This is a genomic window from Falsiroseomonas algicola (assembly GCF_011040385.1).
Taxonomy (GTDB): Bacteria; Pseudomonadota; Alphaproteobacteria; order Acetobacterales; family Acetobacteraceae; genus Falsiroseomonas; species Falsiroseomonas algicola.
In genome coordinates this window covers 418,477-444,527 of record NZ_JAAIKB010000004.1, presented here as the reverse complement: position 1 = coordinate 444,527, position 26,051 = coordinate 418,477, and the positions used below count along the sequence as shown (strand labels likewise).

Genomic DNA, 26,051 nt, shown 5'->3' with positions numbered 1-26,051 from the left:
TGGGGGTCTTCGGACCGCTATGCCGCTGCACGGGTCCTGCGTGGCCCTGGATGATGATGGCGTGCTGATCCTGGGTCCCTCGGGCACCGGGAAATCCGACCTCGTGCTTCGCCTCATCGGCCTCGGCTGGAGCCTGGTGGCCGATGACCAGGTGGAGGTCGCGGCGGAACAGGGCACGCTCATCGCCTCCGCCCCCGCCGCGCTGCGCGGCATGCTGGAGATCCGCGGCCTCGGCCTGGTGCGGGACCTGCCGGCGATGGACAGCGCCCGGCTGCGGCTGGCAATCCAGCTGCGCGACACGCCGCCGCCGCGCCTGCCGGAGCCCGCCAGCTGGACCCCGCCCGGCCCTCCCCTGGGCGCGGCGCTGCCGCTCGTCGCGTTGCGGGGCAAGGAGCCCTCGACGCCGGACAAGGTCGCCTTCGCCCTCAAAGCCGCGTGTGGCCGGCTCTCCCTGGCCGCCGGGGCGATTCAATAGCCATGGATACGCCGCTTCCGCCGGCCCGCCCGGTCGTCCTCGTCACGGGTCTTTCCGGGGCCGGCAAGGCCTCCATCCTCCGCACGCTGGAGGATCTGGGCTTCGAGACGGTGGACAACCCGCCGCTGCCGATCATCGAGGAGCTGGTGGGCGATGGCGCCACGCCGCTCGCCATCGGCGTCGATGCCCGCACCCGCGGCTTCGACGCGCCGGAGGTGCTGCGCACCATCTCCCGCCTCCGGCTGCGCCCTGATGTCGATGTCAGCCTGGTCTTCGCCACGGCCGAGGCGCCGGTGCTGCTCCGCCGCTATTCGGAAACGCGGCGCCGCCATCCCCTCGCGCCCGGCGGCGCGCTCGGCAGCCGCGTGGACCAGGGGATCGAGCGTGAGGCCGCGCTGCTGGCGCCCCTGCTCGACGCCGCCGATGTGGTGCTGGACACGTCGGACCTGCCGCTGCCCGACCTCCGCCGCCAGATCGAACGGCGCTTCCGCCCCGCCAATGCCGCCGGGCTCGGCATCGGCATCCTCTCCTTCGGCTTCCCCAAGGGCCTGCCGCGGGAAGCCGACCTGGTGCTGGATATGCGCTTCCTGCGCAACCCGCATTACGACCCCCAGCTTCGCCCCATGACCGGCCGCGAATCCCCGATCGCGGAATTTGTCGAGGCCGATCCCGCCTTCCGCCCATTCTGGGATCGCATGACGGGCCTGCTGGACCTGCTGTTGCCCCGCTACGTCGCGGAGGGGAAGAAGTACCTGACGCTCGCCTTCGGCTGCACCGGCGGGCGTCACCGCTCCGTGCTTGTGGCGGAGCGCATGGCATCCCATTTGACGGCGCTGGGCTGGCGGGTGGACCTGATCCACCGCGAACTCACTCCCCCGGCCACCCCCCACGCGCCCGTCGCGCCGGGGGCGGCCGCCGGAGACATTCCTGTTGCGGGGCGGGAGGCCCTGTCGCACTCATCATGATCGGATTGGTCCTCGTCACCCACGGCCGCCTCGCCGAGGAACTGCGTCTCGCCATGGAACATGTGGTAGGGCCGCAAGCCTCGGTCGCGACCGTCTGCATCTATCCCGAGGACAAGCTGGAGACGCGGCGGGAGGATATCCGCAGCTCCATCGCCGGCGTCGACCAGGGCGATGGCGTCGTGGTCCTGACCGACATCCTCGGCGGCACCCCCTCCAACCTCGCCTTCCAGCTCTGCGACCACCGGACGGTGGAAGTCATCGCGGGCGTGAACCTGCCGCTACTGGTCAAGCTCGCGAAGATCCGCGGCTCCGAACCGCTGGCGGAAGCCGTGGCCCATGCGACGGCCGCGGGCCGGAAGTACATCGCCTGCGCGGCCGACATGCCCGAAGGCCCGAAACCCAATGGCACCCCAAACGGCACGCATGCGCGTGACGCCGGAGGAAATGCATGAACGAGTGGCCCGATGAAGCCGGGGAAGCCAAGGCCGGGCCCCAGCCCGGCGCCGTGCTGATCCCGGGCGACGGACCCTGCGGCTGCGACCCCTCCGGCGGATTGGCCATGCGCAAGACGCTCAAGATCATCAACAGCCGCGGCCTGCACGCCCGGGCGGCCGCCAAGCTCGTGACGGTTGCCGAACGCTTCTCCGCATGCGTCAATGTCTCCCGCCACGGCCAGACCGTGCCGGCCTGCTCCATCATGGGCCTCATGATGCTGGGCGCCGGCCAGGGCAGCGAAGTGGTGGTGGAGGCCGAGGGCTGGGACGCCAAGGAAGCCATGGACGCGATCGCCGGCCTGATCGAGGCCGGCTTCCATGAGGACTGAGCACGGCCTTTCCGTGCCGTTCCCTGCCGGGCAGGTTTCCCTTTCCAGCACGGCGATGCGTGACCACAATCAGCCCCGTCCCGGCTTCCCTCCCGCCCCGTGGCGGGGCCGGCCCGGACCAGGACAGGGCGCCAAGAAGAACGGATGATGAAGGCGGAGAAGCCCGAGAAGACGGAAGCGAAGCCCGCCCCGGCGGCCGACAAGCGTGCGGCGCGCCGGGTCAAGGAAACCGTCATCCGCGGCATCGCCGTCTCCCCCGGCATCGCCATCGGCCCGGTCTTCGACACCACCGAACCGCCCGCCGAAGCGCCGCGCCGCACCATCGCCGAAACCGCCGTGGATGCGGAGAAGCAGCGCCTGGCCGCCGCCGTCGCCGCCAGCCGCAAGCAGGTCGCCAAGCTCAAGATGCGGCTCGGCGTGCTGCCGGAGGAAGCGCAGGAGGAACTCGAACCCCTCCTCGACGCCTACGCCATGATGCTGGGCGACAGTCGCCTGATCCGCGGCGCCCGCAAGCGCATCGAGGCCAATCTCCTGGCCGCCGAGACCGCCGTGGCGGACGAGGCCGATGCCATCGCCGACGTCATCCTCTCCGCCAAGGATGACGACAAGGCCGGGCTACGCCGCCGCGCCGGGGAGGTGCGGGAGATCGCCCGCCGCCTGACCCGCAACCTGACGGAAAACCCCTTCCGCAGCTTCAAGGACGTGCCGGAGGGCGCGATCCTGGTGGCGGAGGAGCTGACGCCCGCCGATGCGGCGCTGCTCGACCCCGCCCGGATCGCCGGCGTCGCAACGGAGGAAGGCGGCGCCGATGGCCATACCGCCATCATGCTCCGCGCGCTCGGCATCCCGGCCGTCCTTGGCGCCCATGGCCTGACGGAAGCCGCGCGGCGCGGGGACCAGATGGTGCTGGACGGTGCCGCCGGCACCATCGCGCTGCACCCCACCCCGGCGACGCTGGTCTGGGCCAAGGACCAGGTGGGCGTCTATGCCCGCGAACGCACCAAGCTCGCCAAGCTGCGCCGCCTGCCCTCCATCACCACGGATGGGGAGGAGGTGGAGTTGCTGGCCAATATGGAGATCCCGGCGGAGCTGCCGCTGATCGCCCAGGCCGGCGCCCAGGGCATCGGCCTGCTGCGCACCGAGTTCCTGTTCATGAACCGGGAGGATTTGCCGGACGAGGATGCGCAGGTTGCCGCCTATGCGCCCATCGTGGAGGCCATGGCCGGCGACCCCATCACCATCCGCGTCCTCGACTGGGGCGGCGAGAAGGAGATGGAGGCGCTGGCCGCCGGCGTCCCCGCCCAGACCAGCGCCAACCCGGCGCTCGGCCTGCGCGGCATCCGCATGCTGCTGAAGCGCCCGGAACTGCTGGAGGCGCAATTCGCCGCGATCCTCCGCGTCGCCGGGAAGGCGCCCGAGGGCGCGGTGCGCGTCCTTCTGCCGATGGTGACCATCCCGACCGAGGTGAAGGCGGCGCGGGAGGTCTATGACCGCGTGGCGCGGCGTCTCCGCCGCCGCGGCGAGAAGCTACCGGAGAAGCTGCCCGAACTCGGCGCGATGATCGAGACGCCGGGCGCCGCGCTGGCCGCCGACGCCATCGCGCTGGAGGCCGATTTCTTCGCCATCGGCACCAACGATTTGGCGATGTACACGCTGGCGGTGGACCGGGGCGACGCCGAGGTCGCCCACCTCTACGACCCCCTGCACCCCGCCGTGCTGCGGCTGATGCAGTTCGCGACCGAAGCCGCGCTCCGGCTGCGCATGCCCGTGTCCGTCTGCGGGGAGATGGGCGGCAATCCGCGCCTGGTGCCGCTGCTGCTGGGGCTTGGCATCCGCTGCCTGTCCATGAATGCCAGCGCGATTCCGCGCGTGAAGCAGGCGGTCCGGTCGCTCGATATCGGCGATTGCGCCCGCTTCGCCCGCCGCGTGATGGAGCAATCCGACCCCGCCCGTATCCGCGAACTGGTCGATGGCTTCGCGACCGGGGTGACGGAGCGGGGCTGACCGTCAACGCCTGCCAGGTTGCGCCGACCTTTCGCATGATCGTTCCTGCCGGCCGCCCCGGGCCCGCCTTCTACCTCGCCGGTGATTCCTTCCCGGACGATGTCGGTGTCGAACGCGCGCTCGCCCCGCGTCTCGGCCCCCATTTCGACGGCTGGGTCGGCCAGGCGGCGCTGGCAGACATCCCGGGCGGGTTCGACCCCGCCATTGCCGCCCGCGCCGCGCAGCTCGAAGCCGCATTGCCCGAGGGCCCGGCGCTGCGGCGCGTGGTACTGATCGGCCGTTCCTCCGGCGCGCGGGTGGTGACGGAGGTCGCCTGCCGCCGGCCGGTGCAGGCGGTGATCTGCCTTGGCTACCCCTTCCGCCGGCCAGGCGGGCCGTTGGAACCGGCGCGCTTCGCGCATCTGTCGGGGCTGGCGGTGCCGACCCTGATCCTGCAGGGCACGAGCGACGCCTATGGCACCCCCACGGCGGCGCGCTTCCATCCCCTGTCACCCCATATCCAGGTCCAGGCGCTGGAGGCCGACCACCGGCTCCGTCTCGCCGCGCCCGACTGGGACGCGGCCTGCCGGCTGATCCTGGATTTCTGCGCCCACGCCGCCGCGCCGCACGACCTCACGGGTTGATGATCCGGCGGAGGCTTTCGCCGCTTTCCCGCCGCGATCATGCCTCCCCGGCGCCGCGCGCCATGGCGAGGCTTCGCGGACTGCCACGGAAAGGGGATCGCCATGCCGCCCATCCGCCGCGCCGCCGCCACCGGGCTGCTCGCCCTGTGGCTTTCGCCCCTGCCGGCCGAGGCCGGCGGCCCGACCGCGCCGACGGAAGCCGCCCTGCCGGCCGGGGAGTCGCGCGGCCAGGCCCCGTTGGAGGCCTGGCGGGAGCGCCAGCGCCGCAGCCCCGGCGCCGCCGGGGACGCCGGGACGGACAGGACGGAGTAGGCGCTGAATCGGCTGGCGCCAGCCAGGATGTTCCGTCTATGTTCGCGTCGTCATCGGGCGAATGCCGTCCGGATGGCCGGCGCCCGGATCGGGGGCTGAATTTGTCCCAAAGCGCCCCGGAATCGCGACTAAACGTCCTAAACCGGGTTAAACGGCTAAAGGCCTGGTAGTCCTAAAGCCGCAGTATTGCCGGGCTCATGCCGCCCCGTCCGGCACCACCGGCACCGGCAGGACGCCAACCCCCGGGCGGGCGAAGAGGTAGCCCTGCATGGCCCGCACGCCCATGGCCCGCAGGGCCCGCATCTCGCCCACCGTCTCCACCCCTTCCACCACCGGCACCAGGCCGAAGGCGTTGAGCTGCGCCAGGGTCAGGCGCACCTGCTCCTGCCGCTGGGGGTCGAGGTCGAGGCCCATGATGACCTCCCGCGCGATCTTGGCGCCGTCGGGCCGCCAGACCATCAGCAGCGGCATCCGCGCATGGCCGGTGCCGACATCATCGAGGGCGATGCGAAGCCCCCGGCGCTGCAGGGCGGTCAGCTCCACCGCCAGGGCCTCGGGGTCCTCCACCGGTTCCAGCTCGCTGATCTCGAAGACCAGCCGGTCCATCGGGAAACCCAGCGCCGCCGCGTCATCCGCCGTGCGGCGGACGCCGAAATCCGGGTCGGCGACGCAGCCGGGATAGAGGTTGAGCGTCAGCGCCGCCGTCGTGGCCGGCAGGCCGAGCCGCAGCGCCTCCTCCAGCGCCGCGCGGCGGATCTCCGCATCCACCCGGTAGCGGGCCGGCACCGGCACGGCCGCCAGCACGCTGCCGGCGGACTGCCCCTCTCGCCCACGCACCAGCGCTTCCTGCGCGATGGTCAGGCCGGTTTCCACGTCCACGATGGGCTGGAAGGCGATGGCGAAGGGCGGAATCACGATTCGCTAGTCTGTTCCACAGATCGTGCAGGCACGCCAGCGTCCCGGCCGGCGCTTCCGTATCGCCGGGTTGCGCATCGTCGCCGCGCGCCGCACATCCGGGCGATGGCATCCCCCGCCGGCACCGGCCGACTGATCCTGATCCTCGGCCTGGCCTGCTTCGCCGCCAACCTGGCCATGCGCTCGCTCGACCCGCTGGTGGGCGTGCTGGCCGGGGAGTTCCTGCGGCCGCCGGAGACGGTGGCGCTGCTCTCCACCGCCTTCTCGCTGCCCTATGCGCTGGTGCAGCCGGTGCTGGGGCCGGTGGGCGATGCGGTGGGCAAGCGCCGCGTGATCCGCGCCTGCCTGGTGGTGCTGGTCCTCGCGCTGGTCGCGCACCTCTTCGTCACGGACCTCGCCACGCTCGCCGTGCTGCGGATGATCGCCGGCGGCGCCGCGGGCGGGACCTTTCCGCTCTGCATCGCCACCATCGGCGACCGCGTGCGGATCGAGGACCGGCAGCTGGCGCTCTCCCGCCTGCTGGTGGCGGGGCTAACGGGCTCCGCGGCCGGCGCGCTGCTCGGCGCGGCGCTGGAGCCCTATCTCGGTTGGCGAGGCGTCAGCCTGGTCTGCGCCGTCGCCGCGGCGGGGGCGGTGCTGGTGCTGCGGCGGGAGGCCGGCGAGGCGCCGGTGACACCGCGCCGGCTGAACCTGGGGGAGGCGCTGGCGCGCTACCGCCAGCTCTGGTCGCTGCGGGCGGCACGGGTGCTCTATGGCAGCGTGTTCATGGAGGGGATGCTGGTCTTCGGCATCTTCCCGTTCATCGCGCCGCTGGTGATCGAGCGTGGCCTGGGCGGGCAGCGGGAGGCTGGCCTCGCCGTCGCGGCCTTCGCCGGCGGCGGCTTCCTGTTCGCCGCGCTGGCGCCCGCCATGCTGCGATGGGGCGGGCAGCGCCTGACGCTCCGCTTCGGCGGCTTCGTCGCGGCGTCCGGGATGGTGGCGCAGGCGCTGGCGCCCAGCGCCTGGGTGCTGGTGGCGGGGTGCCTGGTGCTGGGGCTCGGCTTCTACATGATGCACAGCGCCATCCAGACGCGGGTGACGGAGGTCGCACCCCAGGCCCGCGGCAGCGCGGTGGCCATGCATGCCTTCTGCTTCTTCATGGGCCAGTCGCTGGGCCCCGCCGTGATGGGGCTCGGCCGCGGGGCGCTGGGGGCGGAGCCGCCGCTGTTCATCGCGGCCGCTGGCCTGGCCGGTCTTGGCCTGTTCCTGGCCCGGTCGGGGCGCCCGACAACGCGCTGAGGTTCGCGATTCGCCCCGTGATCGGAACACAGGGTGAATCGGAACAGGGCAGGGCCATCGAACCTGTCCTGGAATCAATGTGCTGACCCGAGTCGGCGGAACGAATCGCTGACCGGGGCCGGATGTTCGCGCCCCCCAACATCTGGGGGGCACGTTCCGATTCGCGGCACAATCGCGTTCCCCGAGTCGGGCCCGAGTCGCGGAACGCCTTGAGGCGACTCAGAAATCCGTCGCGCGGCCCTTCTGCTCCCAGTCGCCGAAGCGCGTCGGCTCCGGCCCCTTCGGCCCGCCGATCTCCTTCGGCAGCGTCATGCGGATGGGCTTCTCGCTCGGCGGGTCGCCGACCGGGGCGGGCGGCGGCTCGCCCGGCAGGGGCATGTCGCCATCCGGCGGCGGCTGGATCACCGGCGGGTCCTGGGAGGGTGGCTGGCCCGGCGGCGGCCCCGGCGGCTCGCTCGGCGGGATGGGAAGCTGCTGGGCCATCGGCCCGTGATTGGCGTTGCTCATGCCCCACATGTAGGACCTCCTCCTGCTGATGCGGACCCCTGGAACGCGCGGCGCGGACGAAAGGCGAAAGGATCGGTGACGCATGGGCGGATATGTGCGGACAGCGCTGCTGCTGGCGGCGATGACGGCGATCTTCGTGGGCGTCGGCTTCGTCATCGGCGGCCAGCAGGGCATGGTCATCGCCTTCCTGGTGGCCTGCGGCATGAACGTCTTCGCCTGGTGGAACAGCGACCGAGTCGTGCTCGGCATGCACAACGCCCAGCCCATCGGCCCCGCGGATGCGCCGCGGCTGTTTGCGATGACACAGGCGCTGGCGGCGCGCGCCGGGCTGCCCATGCCGGCGCTCTACGTGATCCATGAGGATCAGCCCAACGCCTTCGCCACCGGCCGCAGCCCGGACCGCGCGGCGGTCGCGGTGAACACCGGCCTGCTCGACCTGATGCCGGAGCGGGAGGTGGCGGGCGTCATCGCGCATGAACTCGCCCATATCCGCAACCGCGACACGCTGATCATGACCATCACGGCCACCATCGCGGGCGCCATCGGCATGCTGGCGCAGTTCGGCTTCCTGTTCGGGGGGCGGACGCAGGATGGCCGCCAGAATCCCTTCGGCCCGATCGGCGCCATCCTGCTGGTGGTGCTGGCGCCCATCGCCGCCATGATCGTGCAGATGGCGATCAGCCGGTCCCGGGAATACGAGGCCGACCGCGTCGGCGCGGAGATCGCGGGAGACGCTGAAGGCCTCGCCAATGCGCTGATGCGGCTGGAAGCCTACAAGGAAGGGCGGGTGAACGAGGCGGCGGAGGCCAACCCCGCCTCCGCCCATGTCTTCATCATCAACCCGCTGTCAGGCCTGCGGATGGATGGGCTGTTCTCCACCCATCCCAGCACGGCGAACCGGGTGGCGGCGTTGCAGGCGCTGGCGGGGCGCATCGGTCCGCCGCCGGGGGGCGGCGGCATGGCCGCACCGCCGCGGCGGATGCCCCAGGCGGGCGGCCCCCGGCCGGCCGTGCAGCCCGGGCCCTGGTCCAACCCCGGTGGGCGGCGGAACCCATGGGGCTGATCCTTCGTTGGCCCCGGCATCCCGACCAAGGATCGCCGGACATGCCAAGCCGCGAAGGGTGGAACCGCCTGCCGATCCTGGTGCGCTTCCTGCTCTCCCACGCCCTGATCGGCTTCGGGATCTCGGCGGTCTTCACCGCGGCCTTCGTGCTGGCGGACCCCAACGGTGCGGGTGGCATCCTGCTGAACGCGGCCGGGCATTGGTGGCCGGTGGTGGTGCTGTGGTTCTTCCTGGGCCTCACCTTTGGCAGCGTGCAGATCGGCGCCGCGACCATGCTGCTGGCGGAGCGGCCGGAGAAGCCGCGCCGCCCGGGCGGCGGCAACCGCGCCCCCGCCGCTGTCCTGGTGCCGGTGCCCGTCCGGCGCTGAGCTTCAGAGACCGTTTGAGAACACTGGCGGGTCGGTTTCGCTGGGCTTTTCCGCCCCTGGTTCGTCGCCGGGCTTGCCGATGCAACCAGCATCGGCCGCGCCCGGCTCCTGCCAGGGACGAAAAATCCCTCGCGAACCCTCAGCCGCCAGCATTCTCAAAGGGTCTCTCAGCCCTGCTTGCGGATGCGGGTCGACCAGATGTGCCAGAGATAGGTGCCGACGATGCCCGCGACCACGACGTAGGAGAAGGGCTCCAGCCACCCTTCCACCTGGTCATAATGGTCTTCCATGAAGTACCCGGCGCAGATCAGGAAGGTCGTCCAGACCGTGCTGCCGATGGCGGTGTAGAAGTAGAACAGGCCGCGCGGGATGCGGATCAGCCCGGCGGGGATCGAGATCACCGTGCGGATGCCCGGCAGCAGCCGGCCGAAGGACAGGGCGAAGGGGCCGTATTTCCGCAGCGTATCCTCGGCCTTGCGGAGATCCTCCTCCCCCACCGCGAACCAGCGGCCATAGCGGCCGACCAGCGGGCGGATGCGGTCCGCGCCGATGGCGCGCGACAGCTCATACCAGAAGACGTTGCCGAGCAGCGTGCCGACGATGCCGGCGATCAGCGCGAGGGTGAAGGACATCTGCCCGCGGGCGGCGGCGAAGCCGGCCAGGGGCATGATCACCTCCGACGGGATGGGCGGGAACAGATTCTCCAGGAACATCAGGAACAGCACGCCGGGCCAGCCGCCGGCGGCTACCGTGTTCGTCACCCACTCGATCATCCACCCACTCCATACAGCACGATCGCCACGCGGCGTCCGCGCGAATAGTTGAAGCCCGCCACCGTCCCGCGTTCGCGGAGCGCCAGGCCGAGCGAAGCGGCTTCCGTCCGGAAGCGCGCTTCTTCCCGGTCCGATACGGCGGCGAGGCGTCCGGGTTCCCCGGCCAGGAAGCGCGCCGCTTCCTCGCCGCCCCGCAGCAGGCGGATTTCCGAGCCCAGCGCGAACATCAGGGAGGGCTCGTGGTAGCCGGCGATGCCGAAGCGTTCATCCGGCAGGCCGGGCGCCGCCTGGTTCACCAGCGCCGCCAGGCGGGGGGAGATCCAGGGCGCCGTCATCCGCGGCAGCACGCCGCCCAGCACCACGGCCTGCAGGGGCACGGCCAGCAGCACCGCCAGCAGCGCGGCCCGCGCCGGCGCGCCATCCCGCAGCATCAGGAAGACGCCGGCCGAGAACAGCGCCGCCGCCGGCAGCGCCAGCAGGGCGACAAGGGAGATGCGCCCATCCGCCAGCACCGGCAGCGCCACCGCCACCGCCGCCAGTCCGAAGGCCACGGCGATGGCGACGACGAGGGAGAAGAGGGACAGCCAGCGCGGCGGCTGCCGGCGCAGCGGGTCCAGCGCCCAGGCCGCGGCCAGCAGCATCAGCGCGGGGTAGGCCGGCATGGCGTAGTGCGGCAGCTTGGTCGTCACCGCCTCGAACATCAGCCAGACCGGCACGGCCCAGGCGAAGAGGAAGCGCGTCGCCGGCTGCAGCCGGTCCATCCAGGCACCGGGCGCGGCGCGCAGCACCAGGAAGGCGGCGGGGAAGGCGGCGACGCCGAAGCTGAGGAAGTAGTAGCCGGGCGGGCCCCAGTGGTTCTCATCCGCGCCGCCGACCTTGGACAGCATGTCGCCGCCCAGGGCCTCGGCCAGGAAGCGGCCCTCCGTCGCGATGGTGACGGCGATGAACCAGGGCGCGGCGGCCAGCACCAGGAGGGGGATGCCCCAGCCCGGACGCAGCGCCCGCAGCCAGGGCGCGCCGCCCTGCCAGCCGCGATCCGCGGCAAACAGGGTGACTCCCGCCAGCAGCGGTACCGCCGGGCCGATCGGCCCCTTCAGCAGCACCGCGCCGCCCAGCACCAGCCAGAAGCCGGCGGCCTGCTTCGCCGTGAACTGCCCCGGCGCCAGATAGGCCCGCCCCATCAGCCCCATCGCGACGACGATGGTGCCGAGCAAAGCGGCATCGGTCTTGGCGATATGCGTCTCCACCCCGAGGACGAAGCACCCCGCCAGCATGGCCGCGCCGAGGAAGGCCGCGCGACGCCCGACGAGGGACCGCCCGAAATGCGCCGTCGCCAGCACCGCCAGCAGCGCACCGAGCAGCGAGGGGATGCGATAGGCCCAGATATCGGCCCGCGTGCCGAGGCGGAGCCCCTCCACCACATGCACCGCCGTCGCCTGCGCCCAGTGGATGCCGGCGGGTTTCTTGTTGCGCTCCACCTCCCCGAAGCGGATGCGGACATAGTCGCCGCTTTCCACCATCTGTCGGCTGGCCTGGGCGAAGCGGCTTTCGTCCCGGTCCCCGGCAGGCAGGGTGAAGAAGCCGGGCAGCCAGAGCAGCAGACACAGCAGCGCGAGCCAGGGAAGCGGGCGGCGCGTCTCCGGCAGCCTGTCGAGGAAATCGCGCAGCGCTTGCATGGCGCGGCCCTAGCACGGCGAGGGCCGGGGGGCCATAAAGCGGCGCTCATGCCCCCCCGTCCCCCGACTGCCGCACTGCAACGAAGCCCGCAACGCGCCAGCCCCGGCCGCCAGGCGCCGGGCGTGCTGACGCGCAATGCCGCGCTGGCGCTGCTCGCCGCCGTGTTCGAACGCCGCCGCCCGATCGAGGAGGCGCTGGATGCCCTGCCCTCCACGCTGGAGGCGCGGGACCGTGGCGCCGCCCACCGCATCGCCGCCGCCGTGCTGCGCCGCGCCGGCAGCCTGGACGCGGTGCTGGAGCCCTTCCTGCGGCGGGAGCCGCCGCCGGTGGTGCGGGCCGCGCTGCGCATGGGGGCGGCGGAACTGCTGCTGCTTGGCACCCCGGCCCATGCCGCCGTCGCCGCGACGGTGGAGGTGGTGCCGCGCCCCTTCGCGGGGCTGGTCAACGCCGTGCTGCGCAAGGTCGCGGCGGAGGGCTCGCTGGAAGGCCTGGACGCCGAGCGGCTGGACACGCCGCCCTGGCTCTGGTCGGCCTGGCACGCCGCCTATGGCCCTGCGGTCCGCGCCATCGCCCGCGCCCACCAAGTGCCGGCGCCGCTCGACATTTCCTTGAAGCCCGGCGTGACGCCGCCTGAAGGGGCGGTCGAGCTGCCCACCGGCAGCTGGCGCCTGCCCGCTGGCACCCGCGCCGCGGACCTGCCCGGCCTGGCGGAGGGCCAGTTCTGGGTGCAGGACGCCGCCGCCGCCCTGCCGGCCAAGCTGCTGGCCGTGAAGCCCGGGGAGCGCGTGGCCGACCTCTGCGCCGCGCCCGGCGGCAAGACCGCGCAGCTGGCCGCCGCCGGCGCCGCCGTCACGGCGGTGGAACGCGACCCCCGCCGCGCCGCAAGGCTGCGGGAGAATCTGGCGCGGCTCGGCCTGGATGCCGTGGTGCTGGAGACGGATGCCGCGACCTGGCAGCCCGATGGCGCGGGCTTCGACGCGGTGCTGCTGGACGCCCCCTGCTCCGCCACCGGCATCATCCGCCGCCACCCCGACATCCCGCATCTCAAGCGGCAATCCGACATCACCTCCCTGGCGGAGACGCAGGCGCGGCTGCTGGAACAGGCGATCCGCCTGCTGCGACCCGGCGGGCGCATGGTGCTCGCCACCTGCTCCCTCCAGCCGGAGGAGGGGGAGGCGCATCTGGCGCGGGCGGAGGCGCTGGGCCTGGTGCCGGACCCGATCGCACCCACCGAGCTGCCGGGGCTGGAGGAGGCGGTGACGCCCCGCGGGACGCTGCGCACGCGCCCCGACCTCTGGGCCGACCGGGGCGGGCTCGATGGCTTCTTCGCGGCAAGGTTCCGGCGCCTTTAGTCTCCAGGGCGGAAAATCTTTCTCATTGCCCCGCCCTCTGGCGCGGGCAGAAAAAATTTGTTCTAAGTTCCGGCAGCGTTACCCGGGACACCCTAGGCATGGCCGCCGCCGAACTCGACCGCATCGACCGTGAGATCCTCCGCCTGCTGATGCAGGACGCCGCCCGTTCGCTGGCGGAGATCGCGCAGGAGGTGGGGCTGACGCCCACGCCCTGCTGGAAGCGCATCAAGCGGATGGAGGAGGCGGGCGTCATCACCGGCCGCGTCGCGCTGGTGGATGCGACGGCGGTCGGCCTGCCGATCTCCGTCTTCGTCTCGGTCGAGACCGGCGACCATTCCGCCGACTGGATCGCCCGCTTCGCCGCGGCGGTGGAGAGCCTGCCGGAGATCGTGGAGTGCTGGCGGCTCGGCGGCGATGTCGACTACCTGCTGCGCGTCGTGGTGCCGGACATGGCGGGCTATGATGCGTTCTACCGCCGTTTCGTTGCCGCCGTGCCATCGCTTCGCAAAGTGACCGGCCGCTTCGCCATGGAACGCGTGAAAAGCACGACCGCCCTGCCGATTTGACCGTGATCGGCGGGCCGCGCCCGGTTTCCCCGCGGGGCCGTGGCGGGTAGAAGCGGGACTGTCATGCCCGCTTCACGCCCCATCCGCATCGCGCCCTCCCTCCTCGCCGCCGATTTCGCGCGGCTGGGGCAGGAAGTGGCTGCCATCGAGGCCGCCGGTGCCGATTGGCTCCACCTCGACATCATGGACGGCCATTTCGTCCCCAACATCTCCTTCGGGCCCTCGGTGGTGAAGGCGCTGCGCAGGCACGCCCGCATGCCCTTCGACGTGCACCTGATGATCGCGCCGGCCGATCCCTACCTCGCCGCCTTCGCGGAAGCCGGCGCGGACCTGATCAGCCTGCATCCCGAGGCCGGGCCGCACCTCCATCGCTCGCTGCAGACGATCCGGGGCCTCGGCAAGAAGGCCGGCGTGGTGCTGAACCCGGCGACGCCGGTCGCGGTGGTGGCGGAGGTGATCGACCTGGTGGACCTGGTGCTGGTCATGTCGGTGAACCCCGGCTTCGGGGGCCAATCCTTCATCCGCAGCCAGCTCAACAAGATTGCGACGCTGCGCGCCATGATCGAGGCCTCCGGCCACGACATCGCGCTGCAGGTGGATGGCGGCGTCACCGCCGTGACGGCGAAGGATTGCATCGCGGCCGGCGCCGATGTGCTGGTGGCTGGCACCGCGGTCTTCGGCACGACGGACTACGCTGCCGCCATCGCCGGCCTGCGGGGATAAGGGAGACGCCATGATCGGGGGGGTCCTTCGCGGCGCGCGCCGCATCCTGGCGAATCTGAAACCGATCAAGGTGCCGGATGGCCCGGCGCGGTCCTTCCGCGACCTCTGGCCGGGCGACGCCGCCCGCGGGGCGCGGCTGCTGCGGGGCGAGTTCGAGGTGATGGGCACGGTCCGTCCCCTCCGCCCGCAGGAAGCCGAGGGCGGCCCCGGCGACTGGGGCGGCGGCGGCGGATCGCCGACCTGGCGCGCCGCGGCGCATGGCTTTGCCTGGCTGCGGGATTTGCGGGCGCTCGGCACCGATGCCGCCCGGCTGCGCGGCCGCGCGCTGACGGCCGACTGGCTGGCACTCGCCAGCCATGAGGCGCTGGCGGAGGCGCCGGAAGTCGCTGGTGCGCGCATCTCCGCCTGGCTCGGGCATTGGGACTTCCTGGCGGCCACGGCGGAGGACGGGTTCCGCAAGCAGCTGATGCAGCGGCTGGCGCAGGATGCGCGCGGCGTCGTCGCCGGCCTGCCGGCGGAGGCCGCGCATCGCGGCGCGCTGGTGGCGCTGAAGGGCGGCATGGCGGCGGCGGTGGCGCTGGAGGAGGAGACCTGGCTCGCCCGCTGCGTCCGCTTCCTGCCGCAGGAGCTGGAACGCCAGTTCAACCCGGATGGCGGCCATGTGGAGCGCAGCCCGGGCGCGCAGCTCCAGGCGCTGCAGGACCTGATCGAGATCCGCAACCTGCTGCATGGCGCGGGGATCGAGGCGCCACCGCAACTCGCCGGCACGCTGGATCGCGCCGCGCCGGCGCTGCGGCTGTTGCGCCACGCCGATGGCGGCCTCGCTTCCTTCAACGGGACGCGGGAGGAGCAGGCGGCGATCATCGATCTGGTGCTGACCCAGGGCCAGTCCCGCGGCCGCGCGCCGAGCCACCTGCCGGAGACGGGCTTCCAGCGCCTGACCGCCAGCCGCACGCTGGTGATCGTGGATTGCGGCGCGCCGCCGGCCGCGCGGCGGGATGCCGCACCGGGCGGGCTGCCGCGCGGCGCCGATCGCCACGCCCATGCCGGGACGCTGGCCTTCGAGATGTCGGTGGGCCGCGACCGCCTGATCGTCAATTGCGGCGCCGCCCCGGCGGCCGAGGGCGAATGGCGCGACGCGCTGCGCGCCACCGCTGCCCATTCCACCCTGGTTCTCGCCGACACCAACTCCAGCGAGCTGAAGCCCGAGGGCCTCGGCCGCCGCGTGGAGCAGGTGGAGGCCGACCGGCAGGAGGCCAATGGCGCGCAATGGCTGGAAGCGAGCCATGATGGCTGGGTCCGGCAATTCGGCCTGCGCCACCGCCGGCGCCTGTACCTCTCGGAATCCGGCGACGATCTGCGCGGCGAGGATGTGCTGGAGGCGGAGCGCGACGTCTCCGTCCCCGGCTTCGCGGTGCGCTTCCACCTGCACCCCGCGGTGGTGGCGAGCCTGCAGCAGGATGAGCAGGGCGTGCTGCTGCGCCTGCCATCGGGTGTGGGCTGGCGGCTGCGGGTGAAGGGCGCCCGCGTGGCGATCGAGGAGAGCATCTACCTGGCCGCGGAGCCGCGCCGCAGCCAGCAGGTGGCGCTCTATGCCGAGCCCGGCGCGAACAGCCTGCAATGGGCGATCGTGCGGGTCAGCATGGGCCAGCCGGGCGGGGCGGAGGCGGAGGAGGAGTAGGGACATGCGGGGCGCCCGCTTCTCCCTCCCCCGCGCTTGCGGGGGGTTGCGGCACTGCCGCAACGCCAAGGGCTGGTCGGGGTGGGGGTAGCGCCAATCCTGCCGAGCTACGCAATCCCTCGGTCACCAGGGCCTTTAGGGTCTTGCCGGGGTTCCACCGACCCCTACCCCCGCAAGCGCGGGGGAGGGAGCCGTGCCACAGGCTGTTGGCCGATGAAAATCCTTGAAGTCACCAACGTCGATTTCTCGCTGCGGCACTTCCTGCTGCCGCTGATGCGCGGCCTGCGGGAGCGGGGGCACGAGGTGGTCGGCGTCTGCGCCGAGGGTCCGCTGCTTGACCTGCCCCGCGCCGAGGGTTTCCGCATCGCGCCCGTCCCCATGGCCCGCAGCCTGAACCCGGTGGCGCAGGCGCGCGCACTCTCCGCGCTGGTCGCGCTGATGCGGGCGGAGAAGCCGGACCTGGTGCATGCCCATATGCCGATCAGCGGCCTGCTGGCCCGTACGGCGGCGCGCATCACCGGCGTGCCCCGCATCGCCTATACCTGCCACGGCTTCCTCTTCAACCAGCCGGGGCCGTGGTGGCGCGGTGCCCTCGCGCTCAACCTGGAACGCGCCGCCGGCCGCATCACCGACACCTTCCTCACCGTGAGCGCGGAGGAGGCGGAGGATGCGCGGCGGCTCGGCATCCATCCACGCGCCACCGCCGTGCTGAACGGGCGCGATCCCGCCCGCTTCCACCCGGACGCCGAAGCGCGCGCGCGGCTGCGGGCCGAACTCGGCGCGGGGCCCGAGGACTGCGTCGTCATCGCCGTCTCCCGCCTCGTCCGCCACAAGGGCATCCCCGAATTGCTGGAAGCGGCGCCGCCGGGCTGCACGCTCTGGATCGTCGGCGAACGCCTGCCCTCCGACCACGGGGAGGACCTCGAGCCGCATTTCGCCCGCGCGGCGGACGTCCTGGGCCCGCGGCTGAGGCGCCTCGGCTACCGCCACGACATCCCGGCGCTGATGGCGGCCGCCGATGTCTTCTGCCTGCCCTCCCACTTCGAGGGCCTGCCCATGTCCATCATCGAGGCGATGCTGACCGGCCTGCCTGTCGTCGCGACCGACATCCGCGGCCCGCGGGAACAGGTGGTGGAGGGGCAGACCGGCCTGCTGGTGCCGCCCGCGACGGTGGCGCCGCTGGCCGAGGCGCTGGCGCGCCTCGCCGCCGATCCCGCGCTGCGCGCCTCGATGGGCGAAGCCGGGCGGGCCCGCGCGCTCGACCTCTTCGACGAGGCCAAGGTCGTGTCCCGCACCATTGCATTGCTGGAAGGCACGCAACGCGGTTGATGGCGCGGGGGGAGGGGTCTATGCCGCGCCGCATGAGCCAGACCCTCCCCGTCCGCCGCGCGCTCCTCTCCGTCTCCGACAAGACGGGCATCGTGGAGTTCGCCCGCTTCCTCGTCGCCCAGGGCGCCGAGATCCTCTCCACCGGCGGCACCGCCAGCGCCATCCGCGCGGCGGGCATCCCGGTGAAGGACGTGTCGGAGCACACCGGCTTCCCGGAGATCCTGGACGGGCGCGTGAAGACGCTGGTGCCGCAGGTGCATGGCGGGCTGCTCGGCCGGCGGGACTTGGCGGATCACCTCGCGCAGATGGAACAGCACGGCATCGCCCCCATCGACCTGGTGGCGGTGAACCTCTACCCCTTCGAGGCGACAGTCGCGAAGGGCGCCGCGTTCGAGGATTGCATCGAGAACATCGACATCGGCGGCCCCGCGATGATCCGCAGCGCCGCGAAAAACTTCGCGTCCGTGGTGGTGATCACCGAACCTGACCAGCTCGCGGAGGTGCGGGTGGAATTGGAGGAGGGCGGCACGACGCTGGCGCTGCGCCGGCGCCTCGCCCAGGCCGCCTATGCCCGCACGGCCGCCTATGACACGGCGATCAGCACCTGGTTCGCGGGCGAGAACAGGGAGGTCTTCCCGCAGCGCCTGGCGGTCGCCGGCGTCCTACGCCAAGGGCTCCGCTATGGCGAGAATCCGCACCAGCAGGCGGCCTTCTACACCGATGGCACGGATCGCCCGGGCTTGGCGACGGCGAAGCAGGTGCAGGGCAAGGAGCTGTCCTACAACAACCTGAACGACACCGACGCCGCCTTCGAATGCGTCGCCGAATTCGACGAGCCCAGCATCGTCATCGTCAAGCACGCCAATCCCTGCGGCGTGGCCACGGCGGCGACGCTGGCGGAGGCCTGGGACCGCGCGCTGCTCTGCGACCCCGTCTCCGCCTTCGGCGGCATCGTCGCCGCCAACCGCGCGCTGGACGCCGCGGCCGCCGAGAAGATCGCCGCCATCTTCACGGAAGTCGTCGTGGCGCCGGATGCCGATGACGCCGCGAAGGCCGTCTTCGCCCGCAAGAAGAACCTTCGCCTGCTGCTGACGGGCGCGATGCCCGATCCGGCCGCGCCCGGGCGGCTCATCAAGTCCGTGGCCGGCGGCTTCCTCGCGCAGTCCCGCGACAATGGCCGCGTGACGGAGGCGGGGCTGCGCGTCGTCACGCAGCGCGCGCCGAGCGCGCAGGAGCTGCGCGATCTGCTCTTCGCCTTCCGCGTCTGCAAGCATGTGAAGTCGAACGCCATCGTCTATGCCAAGGACCTGGCGACGGTCGGCATCGGCGCGGGGCAGATGAACCGCGTGGAGAGCTCCCGCATTGCGGCGTGGAAGTCGGAAGCGGCGGCCAAGGCGGCGGGGCTCGATGCGCCGCTGGCGCAGGGCTCCGTCGTCGCCTCCGACGCCTTCTTCCCCTTCGCGGATGGGCTGGAGACGGCGGCGGCGGCAGGGGCGACCGCCGTCATCCAGCCCGGCGGGTCCATGCGGGATGCCGAGGTGATCGCGGCCGCCGACAAGGCCGGGCTCGCGATGGTGTTCACGGGGATGCGCCACTTCCGGCATTGATCACCCGTCCCCGTCATGCGACGGGGATTCCCAACCGGGGGGATCAGCAGCAGGGATTGCGGGATGCAGCGCCTCCTCGATGGCTACCACCGGTTCCGGGAGGATACCTGGCCCCAGCAGCGCGCGCGGTTCGAGGAGTTGGCCGCGCAGGGCCAGCGCCCGCGCACCATGATCATCGCCTGCTCCGACAGCCGCGTGGACCCGCAGATGATCTTCTCGGCCGGGCCCGGGGAGTTGTTCATCGTCCGCAACGTGGCCAACCTCGTGCCGCCCTACATGCCGGACGCCGCCTTCCACGGCACCAGTGCCGCGGTGGAATTCGCGGTGCGCGTGCTGCAGGTGCGGGACCTGGTGGTGATGGGCCATGCGCTTTGCGGCGGCATCCGCGCGCTGCGGGAAGGCGTGCCGCCGGAAGCCGGGGACTTCATCGCGGGCTGGATCAACATCGCCGCCCGGGCGCGCCTCGCGGGCCTGTCCTGCGACACGCCGGAGGCTGCGCAGGAGGCCTGCGAGCATGAGGCCGTGCGCATCTCCATCGCCAACCTCATGACCTTCCCCTGGGTGGCGGAGGCGGTGGCAGGCGGGCGCTTGGCGCTGCACGGCGCGCATTTCGGCGTCGCCACCGGCCGGCTGGTGCTGATGGACCGCGAAGGACGATTCCTGCCGGCGTGACCGGCATGCGAGACTGGCACGCCCGAATCGAGGGGATCCCGTGCCGGACTGGCTGCCCATCGCGCTGATCGCCGGCGTCGCCGCGCTCGCGGCGCTGCTGCTGATGCTGGCGCTGCGCGGCCGCGCGGCGGAGCGCATGGACCGCATTGCCGCGACCCTCGATGCCATCACCGCCGCGCAGGAACGCCTGGCCGCCCGCACCGATGAAAGGCTGCGGGAGCAGGAGAGGGCGCTCGGCCAGCGGCTCGACGTCGCCGCCGAACGCACCCAGGCGACCGCGAGTGCCATCCAGCAGCGGCTCTCCGTCATCGACAGTGCGCGGCAGAACATCGAGGCGCTGGGCGGGCAGGTCACCTCGCTCGCCGCCGTGCTCGGCAACAAGCAGGCGCGCGGGGCACTGGGCGAGGTGCAGCTGCGGGAACTGGTGCAGGACCGGCTGCCGCCCTCGGGCTTCGCCTGGCAGCACACCCTGTCCAACGGCACGCGCTGCGACTGCCTGATCCGCCTGCCCTTCCCGCCGGGCCCGATCGCGGTGGACAGCAAGTTCCCGCTGGAAGCCTGGGCCGCGATGCAGGAGGCGCCGGACGCCGCGGCGCGCAACCTCGCTGCCCGGCGCTTCGCCGCCGACATCCGCCGGCACGTGGACGATATCGCGCGCAAATACCTGATCCCCGGGGAGACGGCGGAGGGCGCGCTGATGTTCCTGCCGTCCGAAGCGATCCACGCGGCGCTTCTCGCGAACCACGGCGACCTCTTCGCGGACGCCGCGCGGCGCGGCGTGCACATCGTGGGTCCCTCCTCCTTCTGGGCCGTGCTCAACACCATGCGCGGCCTGCTGCGCGACGCGCGGCTGCAGGACGAGGCGCGGCGCATCCGCCAGCAGGTGGAGGCACTGGCGGAGGAGACTTCGCGCCTTGAACGCCGCGTCGGCGCGCTGCGCGGCCACTACGCCGCCATGGCGCAGGACATGCGCGATATCGAGGTGACGGCGGAGAAGATCGCCCGCCGCGGCGACGCGATCCGCGCCCTCGACATCCCCGACGAGATTCCCCGAAAGGCCGCGGAATGAGTGCCTTGCAGATCCAATCAGGCGTCGGGCTGCTGGCGCTCGCGCTGCTCGCCTGGGTGCTGGGCGGGTGCCGGCGCGGCGTGCCGTGGCGGGTGATCCTGGCGGGCCTCGCGCTGCAGATCGTGCTGGCGGCGGCGCTGCTGCACATCCCGCCGCTGCGCGAGGCCTTCGCGCTGCTCGGCCGCGTCGTCGATGCGCTGGCGGCCGCGACACGGCAGGGCACCTCGCTCGTCTTCGGCTATCTCGGCGGCGGGCCGCTGCCCTTCGCAGAACCCTTCCCCGGCGCCGGCTTCATCCTGTTCTTCCAGGGCCTGCCGCTGGTGCTGGTGGTCGGCGCGCTCTCCGCCCTCTTCTACCACTGGCGCATCCTGCCGGTGGTGGTGGCGGGGATGGCGCGGGTGCTGACGCGCACCCTCGGCATCGGTGGCGCCACCGGCTTTTCCGTCGCCGCCAATGTCTTCGTCGGCATGGTGGAGGCGCCGCTGCTGATCCGCCCCTGGCTGGCACGGCTGACGACCAGCGAGATGTTCGTGGTGATGACGGCGGGGCTCGCCACCATCAGCGGCAACATGCTGGTGGTCTATGCGCTGATGATCGCGCCCGTGGTGCCGGATGCGGCGGGGCAGTTGCTGGTGGCGTCCCTGGTGGCCGCGCCGGCATCCATCGTGGCCGCCCTGCTGATGATCCCGCCAAGGCCGGGGGAGGTGCCGGACGAGGCCGAGGCCGCCGACGCGCCCCGCCTCTATGACAGCGCGATGGAGGCGGTGGTCCGCGGCACGATGGACGGGCTGCAATTGCTGTTCGGCATCATGGCCATGCTGATCGTCTTCGTGGCGCTGGTGGCGCTGGTGAACATGGTGGTGGAGCCCATCACGGGCCTGACCCTGCAGGTGATCGCCGGCTGGCTGTTCTGGCCCGTCGCCTTCGCCATGGGCGTGCCGCTGGACCACGTCCCGACCGTCGCGCAGTCGCTCGGCATCAAGGTCGTCGTGAACGAATTCGTCTCCTATCTCCAGCTCGCGACGAGTGGCGGGCAGGGGCTGGATGCGCGGTCGCGCCTGATCCTGACCTATGCGCTGTGCGGCTTCACCAGCTTCGGCTCCGTCGGCATCATGCTGGGGGGCATGACGGCGATGGTGCCGGAACGCCGGGCGGATATCGTGCGGCTGGGGCTGCCATCGCTGGTCGCGGCCTTCATCGCCTGTTGCATGACGGGGGCCGTGGTGGGGATGCTGGTGGCGCCGTGACGGAGCCACCGGCCGCGCTCCGCCAGGCGCTGCTGGCGGGGGAGGAGGTCCTGTGGCACGGCCGTCCCCATCCGATCGCGGGGATCGGCTGGACTGTTTTCGTGTCGCTGTTCGGCCTTCTGCTGCTGCTGCTCATCGCCAGGTCGGGTGGCACCGCCGCGATGACGATGAACGACGTGCCCGTCCATGATCCGGCGACGCGGTGGACGATGCGGCTGCTGTTCATGGCCGTCGCGACGGCGACGACCCTGTTCTTTCCGTACAGGGTACTGCGGCGGCTCAGCACCATCTACGCCGTCACCGATCGCCGCGTTCTGGTGCTGGCTGGCATCGGCCTTCCGCCGAGCGTGCAGAGCTTTCCGCCCCGGAGCATCTGGGGCACGGAGCGGCCGGACAAGCCGAGCGCCGATGCCATCGGCCGCCTGCTGATCCTGCGCGCGAAGCCGCGGCAGAAGCGGGACAGGGCGGTTGAATGGCTGGTGGAGTTCTCCGAGATCCGCGACGACATCGGCGCGCAGGCCGCCATCAATGGGCTGGTCGCGGCGCCTCGCGCGCTCATCGGCCACCGGCCTGCCGCCATCGTCCGGCCAGAGGGCCTGGCTGCGTCCCTGCACTGGAGCCTGCGGCCTGGCGAGCGGCTTGTCTGGGCGGCGGAGCCCGACCGGGCGCGCTATGCGCTGGGTGCGCTGGTGCCTGCCCTTGTGATGGCGCTGTTCCTCGCGCCCTTCGTCGTCGCCTTCCTCACGGGGTCGGTTTTCGATCCCTTCATGCTCATCCTCGCCGCCGTCGTGGCCGCCGGGCCCGTCCTGGCCTGGCGTGACGCGGCTCGCCTCGTCTTCGCTATCACGACGGAGCGCGTCATCATCCAGCAGCGGCGGAAGCGTCGGACGGGCGAGGTGGCGTGGCCGCTGGCGGCGATCGAGAGCATCCATCGAAGCCCGCCAAAGGGGCGCAGCGGCAGCCTGGCGCTGCGCGACGGGCGGCGGCCGGATCATGATGGCCATCCCGCCAGGCTGGTGCTGCGCGCCCTGCCCGATGCCGCGGCGGCCGAGGCCGCGCTGTTCGTGGCGCTCGACGGACCAAGGCGTGACGAGGCCGCGCGATCGCGCCAGGATGCCCTGGCATGATCTCCTTTATCGAACAGCCCGAACCCGGCAGCCCGCGCCCCTTCAGCCGCGCCACGCGCGCCGGCGGCCTGGTCTTCGTCTCCGGCCATTCCGCGCCGCATGACCCCGCCCGCGGGGTGCATCGCGGCGCGACGCCGGCGGAGGAGGTGCGGAACGCGCTGGCCGAGGTGGCGCGCATCCTGGCGGAGGCCGGGTCCAGCCTCGACCGCGTGGTGCAGGTGACAATGCTGATCACCGACCCCGCCGACTACGCCGCGCTCAACGCGGAATATGTGAAGCACTTCCCGAACGGCCTGCCCGCGCGTCACACCGCCCGCTTCGGCGTGCCGACCGAGGCGCGCGTCGCCTTCTCCTGCATCGCCCTGGCCGGTGCGTGACGCCGCTGCCGGAGGAACTCCGCCGCGTGCTGCTGCCCGGCGAGACGGTGCGATGGCACGGGGCTCCCGCCGGTGGTGGTGGCATCGGCGTGATCGGCTGGGTCATCGTCGCCTTTGGCGCCTTCATTACCTGTGTCATGGTCACCAGGATCGTCACTGGCCGTCATGGTGGCGTCACCATCAATGACGTCCCGGTCCAGGATCCGCTCGCGCAGCTTCTGGTCACGCTGCTGCCCCTGCTGTTCGGCATCGGCTTGATGTCCCTGTTCCCCATCGCGTTGCTGGCGGCGCGCTGGCCCCTGACGGCCGTGACCGACCAGCGCGTGATCCAGGTTCATCGCTGGTCCTGGCTGGGTGGCGTCACGACAGTGCCGGCGGACCGCATCGCCAGCATTGCCGTGCACTCTGACGATCGCCCTCTCGCAACGCTGCGCCTGCTGCGTCGCCTTCCCTCGGATGACGGCGACCGAGGTGCCCACCCGCTGGCGGAGATATCCTGCATTTTCGAGGCCGCCGCCGCCGCGCGCGACGCGATCGAGGCGCTGCGCGCCGCGCCGCGGTCGTTGCAGCCAGGTGGTCCGGCGGTGTCACCCGATCCCTCGGCCGTCGCGCCGCTGCAGGACAGGCTCCAGCCTGGGGAGCGCGTGATCTGGGCAGCCCGGCCGATCGGTGGCGCGCTGCTGTGGTCGAGCGCGCCCGTATCGCTCCTCGGCCTGCTCATGGCCGCGCCGCTGCTGGCGGAACTCCGCGGTGGCGGGACGGCCGACCCTTCCGCCCTGGTCTTTGCTGCCTTTCTCCTGCTGACCCCCTTCATGGTGTGGCTGCGGGCGCGGCGGGGCGCCTACGCCATCACTGACCGCCGCGTCCTGGCCCCCAGCCGCGCACCGCTTGTGGGCGTCTTCTGGGCCTGGCCGATCGGCGCCATCGCCAGCGTGAGCCTTCGTGGTGCCTATCCAGGGGGTGGTCTGATCCTCGAGCATCTGTGGGACGTGGATGTCGAGAATGGCCGGCCCGTCCGCCTGGGCCTGACGGGCCTCCGTGATCCCCAGGCCGCGCAGGCGGCGTTCTTCGTGGTATGGGAGTCGCAAGCCCGGTCGGCTTGACGCCTGGCGGCTGCGCGGCGTCACATGCCGCCATGCGTTCCCGCCTCCTCCAGCGCAATCTGCGCGTCGATCCGCCGCTGGCCCTGACGGGGCAGGGGATGTTCATCCACGATTCCAACGGCCGCGCCGTCATCGACGGCTCCGGCGGCGCCGCCGTCGCGTGCCTCGGCCATGGTCATCCCCGCGTGCTGGAGGCGATGCGAGCGCAGATGGACCGCCTGAGCTACGCGCACACCGCCCTCTATTCCTGCGAGCCCGCGGAGCAGCTGGCGGACCTGGTGCTGGAAGGCGAGCCGGGCGGCCTGACCCATTTGTACCTGTGCTCGTCAGGCTCCGAAGGCGTCGAGGCCGCGCTGAAGCTGGCGCGCCAGTATTTCGTCGAGATCGGCCAGCCGAACCGAAGAAAGTTCATCGCGCGGCGGCAGAGCTACCACGGCAACACCCTCGGCGCGCTGGCGGCCGGGGGGAACATGATGCGGCGCGCGATCTACCAGCCGATCCTGTCGGACGCCTTCCACCACGTCTCGCCCTGCTACGCCTATCGCGACCGGCGCGACGATGAGAGCGATGCGCAGTATGTCGCGCGCCTGGCGGCGGAGCTGGAGGCGGAGTTCCAGACGCTCGGCCCCGATACCGTCGCCGCCTTCATCGCGGAGCCGGTGGTGGGCGCCACGCTCGGCTGCGTCGCGGCGCTGCCCGGCTATTTCCAGGCCGTCCGTGCCATCTGCGACCGCCACGGCGCGCTGCTCATATTGGACGAGGTGATGTCAGGCATGGGCCGCACCGGCACCATGCATGCGTGGGAGCAGGAGGGCGTGCCCCCTGACATCCAGGTCGTCGCCAAGGGTCTCGGCGGGGGCTACCAGCCGATCGGCGGCATCATGATCGGCGGGCGCATCATCGAGGCGCTGCGGGATGGCTCCGGCGGCTTCATGCATGGCCACACCTACCAGGCGCATCCCATCGCCAGCGCCGCCGCGCTGGCCGTGCAGCAGGTGATCCGGGAGGAGGGGCTGCTCGACAACGTCCGCGCCATGGGCGCGCTGCTAGAACAGCGGCTGACGGAGCGGCTCGGCAACCATCGCCATGTCGGCGACATCCGCGGCCGCGGGCTGTTCTGGTGCGCGGAGTTCGTCGCCGACCGCGCCAGCAAGGCGGTCTTCGACCCCGCGCTCAAGCTGAACGAGCGCATCAAGCGGGAGGCCTATGAGAGGGGCCTCGCCTGCTACCCCATGGCCGGCACGATCGACGGCAAGCGGGGCGACCATGTCATCCTCTCGCCGCCCTACATCGCGACGGCGGCGGATATCGAGGCGATCGTTGCGCGCTTCGGCGATGCGGTTGATGCCGCCATCGCCAGCTTGCCTCCTGGTGGTTGATTTGTAACGCCGGAACCGCCCGCTTCAACGCGCGTT

The 26,051-nt window shown here is 72.0% G+C and carries 27 protein-coding genes; 23 read left to right on the top strand and 4 right to left on the bottom strand.

What is annotated here, in order from left to right; all coding sequences use genetic code 11:
* Nucleotides 1-19 precede the first annotated feature (19 nt).
* The 7 genes from G3576_RS13475 to G3576_RS13445 all read left to right on the top strand — a co-directional run bounded on the left by G3576_RS13475 (nt 20) and on the right by G3576_RS13445 (nt 5,202).
* Nucleotides 20-475, top strand: coding sequence for an HPr kinase/phosphorylase (locus tag G3576_RS13475; RefSeq protein ID WP_164694900.1), 456 nt, complete (start codon nt 20-22; stop codon nt 473-475).
* A 2-nt stretch (nt 476-477) separates the two neighbouring features.
* Nucleotides 478-1,440, top strand: coding sequence for an RNase adapter RapZ (rapZ, locus tag G3576_RS13470; protein ID WP_164694899.1), 963 nt, complete (start codon nt 478-480; stop codon nt 1,438-1,440).
* Nucleotides 1,437-1,892, top strand: coding sequence for a PTS sugar transporter subunit IIA (locus G3576_RS13465; protein WP_164694898.1), 456 nt, complete (start codon nt 1,437-1,439; stop codon nt 1,890-1,892). Before rapZ ends, G3576_RS13465 begins: the two co-directional genes overlap by 4 nt.
* 107 nt (nt 1,893-1,999) lie before the next feature.
* A complete protein-coding gene (locus G3576_RS13460) occupies nt 2,000-2,263 on the top strand; it encodes an HPr family phosphocarrier protein (RefSeq protein ID WP_164694956.1) in 264 nt (87 codons plus the stop codon).
* Between the two features lie 144 nt (nt 2,264-2,407).
* Nucleotides 2,408-4,267, top strand: coding sequence for a phosphoenolpyruvate--protein phosphotransferase (gene ptsP, locus G3576_RS13455; RefSeq protein ID WP_328729079.1), 1,860 nt, complete (start codon nt 2,408-2,410; stop codon nt 4,265-4,267).
* A 35-nt stretch (nt 4,268-4,302) separates the two neighbouring features.
* The gene (locus tag G3576_RS13450; RefSeq protein WP_164694897.1) at nt 4,303-4,890 is read left to right on the top strand and encodes an alpha/beta family hydrolase; all 588 of its coding nucleotides are present in this window, start codon (nt 4,303-4,305) and stop codon (nt 4,888-4,890) included.
* A gap of 102 nt (nt 4,891-4,992) precedes the next feature.
* A complete protein-coding gene (locus tag G3576_RS13445; RefSeq protein ID WP_164694896.1) occupies nt 4,993-5,202 on the top strand; it encodes a hypothetical protein in 210 nt (69 codons plus the stop codon).
* 195 nt (nt 5,203-5,397) lie between these two features.
* Here the strand turns inward: G3576_RS13445 and G3576_RS13440 are convergent, their stop codons facing one another.
* Entirely contained in the window at nt 5,398-6,117 is a 720-nt protein-coding gene (locus G3576_RS13440; RefSeq protein WP_164694895.1) for an EAL domain-containing protein, read from the bottom strand.
* A 105-nt stretch (nt 6,118-6,222) separates the two neighbouring features.
* Between G3576_RS13440 and G3576_RS13435 the strand changes: the two genes are divergently transcribed.
* Nucleotides 6,223-7,395, top strand: coding sequence for an MFS transporter (locus G3576_RS13435; RefSeq protein ID WP_164694894.1), 1,173 nt, complete (start codon nt 6,223-6,225; stop codon nt 7,393-7,395).
* A 219-nt stretch (nt 7,396-7,614) separates the two neighbouring features.
* On the opposite strand, the gene G3576_RS32710 is transcribed toward G3576_RS13435, so the two are convergent.
* Nucleotides 7,615-7,911 carry a DUF1674 domain-containing protein gene (locus tag G3576_RS32710; RefSeq protein ID WP_407926117.1) on the bottom strand — a complete coding sequence of 99 codons (297 nt, stop codon included), beginning with the start codon at nt 7,909-7,911 and terminating at the stop codon, nt 7,615-7,617.
* Between the two features lie 73 nt (nt 7,912-7,984).
* On the opposite strand from G3576_RS32710, the gene htpX reads away from it, so the two are divergent.
* Entirely contained in the window at nt 7,985-8,965 is a 981-nt protein-coding gene (htpX, locus tag G3576_RS13425) for a zinc metalloprotease HtpX (RefSeq protein ID WP_164694893.1), read from the top strand.
* 41 nt (nt 8,966-9,006) lie between these two features.
* Nucleotides 9,007-9,333 (top strand): hypothetical protein, encoded by a 327-nt coding sequence (locus G3576_RS13420; RefSeq protein ID WP_164694892.1) that lies wholly within the window; start codon nt 9,007-9,009, stop codon nt 9,331-9,333.
* Nucleotides 9,334-9,500: 167 nt separating this feature from the next.
* Here G3576_RS13420 and G3576_RS13415 read toward each other — a convergent pair whose 3' ends face one another.
* Nucleotides 9,501-10,106 (bottom strand): DedA family protein, encoded by a 606-nt coding sequence (locus tag G3576_RS13415; RefSeq protein WP_164694891.1) that lies wholly within the window; start codon nt 10,104-10,106, stop codon nt 9,501-9,503.
* The gene (locus G3576_RS32305; protein ID WP_268888534.1) at nt 10,103-11,782 is read right to left on the bottom strand and encodes an ArnT family glycosyltransferase; all 1,680 of its coding nucleotides are present in this window, start codon (nt 11,780-11,782) and stop codon (nt 10,103-10,105) included. The genes G3576_RS13415 and G3576_RS32305 overlap by 4 nt, the downstream gene beginning before the upstream one ends.
* A gap of 48 nt (nt 11,783-11,830) precedes the next feature.
* On the opposite strand from G3576_RS32305, the gene G3576_RS13405 reads away from it, so the two are divergent.
* The 13 genes from G3576_RS13405 (at nt 11,831) to G3576_RS13345 (ending at nt 26,015) form a co-directional block, all read left to right on the top strand.
* Nucleotides 11,831-13,135, top strand: coding sequence for an RsmB/NOP family class I SAM-dependent RNA methyltransferase (locus tag G3576_RS13405; RefSeq protein WP_164694890.1), 1,305 nt, complete (start codon nt 11,831-11,833; stop codon nt 13,133-13,135).
* Between the two features lie 98 nt (nt 13,136-13,233).
* Nucleotides 13,234-13,701, top strand: a complete 468-nt coding sequence (locus tag G3576_RS13400; protein ID WP_164694889.1) for an Lrp/AsnC family transcriptional regulator — start codon at nt 13,234-13,236, stop codon at nt 13,699-13,701.
* A gap of 63 nt (nt 13,702-13,764) precedes the next feature.
* Nucleotides 13,765-14,424, top strand: a complete 660-nt coding sequence (rpe, locus tag G3576_RS13395; protein ID WP_164694888.1) for a ribulose-phosphate 3-epimerase — start codon at nt 13,765-13,767, stop codon at nt 14,422-14,424.
* Between the two features lie 10 nt (nt 14,425-14,434).
* Complete coding sequence (locus tag G3576_RS13390) at nt 14,435-16,105, top strand: heparinase II/III family protein (RefSeq protein WP_164694887.1); 1,671 nt, start codon at nt 14,435-14,437, stop codon at nt 16,103-16,105.
* 213 nt (nt 16,106-16,318) lie between these two features.
* A complete protein-coding gene (locus G3576_RS13385; protein ID WP_164694886.1) occupies nt 16,319-17,434 on the top strand; it encodes a glycosyltransferase family 4 protein in 1,116 nt (371 codons plus the stop codon).
* A gap of 32 nt (nt 17,435-17,466) precedes the next feature.
* Nucleotides 17,467-19,041 (top strand): bifunctional phosphoribosylaminoimidazolecarboxamide formyltransferase/IMP cyclohydrolase, encoded by a 1,575-nt coding sequence (gene purH / locus G3576_RS13380; RefSeq protein WP_164694885.1) that lies wholly within the window; start codon nt 17,467-17,469, stop codon nt 19,039-19,041.
* A 63-nt stretch (nt 19,042-19,104) separates the two neighbouring features.
* Nucleotides 19,105-19,713 (top strand): carbonic anhydrase, encoded by a 609-nt coding sequence (locus G3576_RS13375; RefSeq protein WP_164694884.1) that lies wholly within the window; start codon nt 19,105-19,107, stop codon nt 19,711-19,713.
* Between the two features lie 40 nt (nt 19,714-19,753).
* Nucleotides 19,754-20,782, top strand: coding sequence for a DNA recombination protein RmuC (locus tag G3576_RS13370; RefSeq protein ID WP_328729074.1), 1,029 nt, complete (start codon nt 19,754-19,756; stop codon nt 20,780-20,782).
* Nucleotides 20,779-22,029: a NupC/NupG family nucleoside CNT transporter gene (locus G3576_RS13365; RefSeq protein WP_164694883.1), complete on the top strand. Its 1,251-nt coding sequence runs from the start codon at nt 20,779-20,781 to the stop codon at nt 22,027-22,029. Before G3576_RS13370 ends, G3576_RS13365 begins: the two co-directional genes overlap by 4 nt.
* Nucleotides 22,026-23,156, top strand: coding sequence for a hypothetical protein (locus tag G3576_RS13360; RefSeq protein WP_164694882.1), 1,131 nt, complete (start codon nt 22,026-22,028; stop codon nt 23,154-23,156). Before G3576_RS13365 ends, G3576_RS13360 begins: the two co-directional genes overlap by 4 nt.
* Nucleotides 23,153-23,533, top strand: coding sequence for a RidA family protein (locus G3576_RS13355; RefSeq protein ID WP_164694881.1), 381 nt, complete (start codon nt 23,153-23,155; stop codon nt 23,531-23,533). The genes G3576_RS13360 and G3576_RS13355 overlap by 4 nt, the downstream gene beginning before the upstream one ends.
* 26 nt (nt 23,534-23,559) lie before the next feature.
* On the top strand, nt 23,560-24,636 hold the full coding sequence (locus G3576_RS13350) for a hypothetical protein (RefSeq protein ID WP_164694880.1): 1,077 nt from the start codon (nt 23,560-23,562) through the stop codon (nt 24,634-24,636).
* Nucleotides 24,637-24,668: 32 nt separating this feature from the next.
* Complete coding sequence (locus tag G3576_RS13345; protein WP_207622803.1) at nt 24,669-26,015, top strand: aspartate aminotransferase family protein; 1,347 nt, start codon at nt 24,669-24,671, stop codon at nt 26,013-26,015.
* The last annotated feature ends 36 nt before the right edge of the window (nt 26,016-26,051 follow it).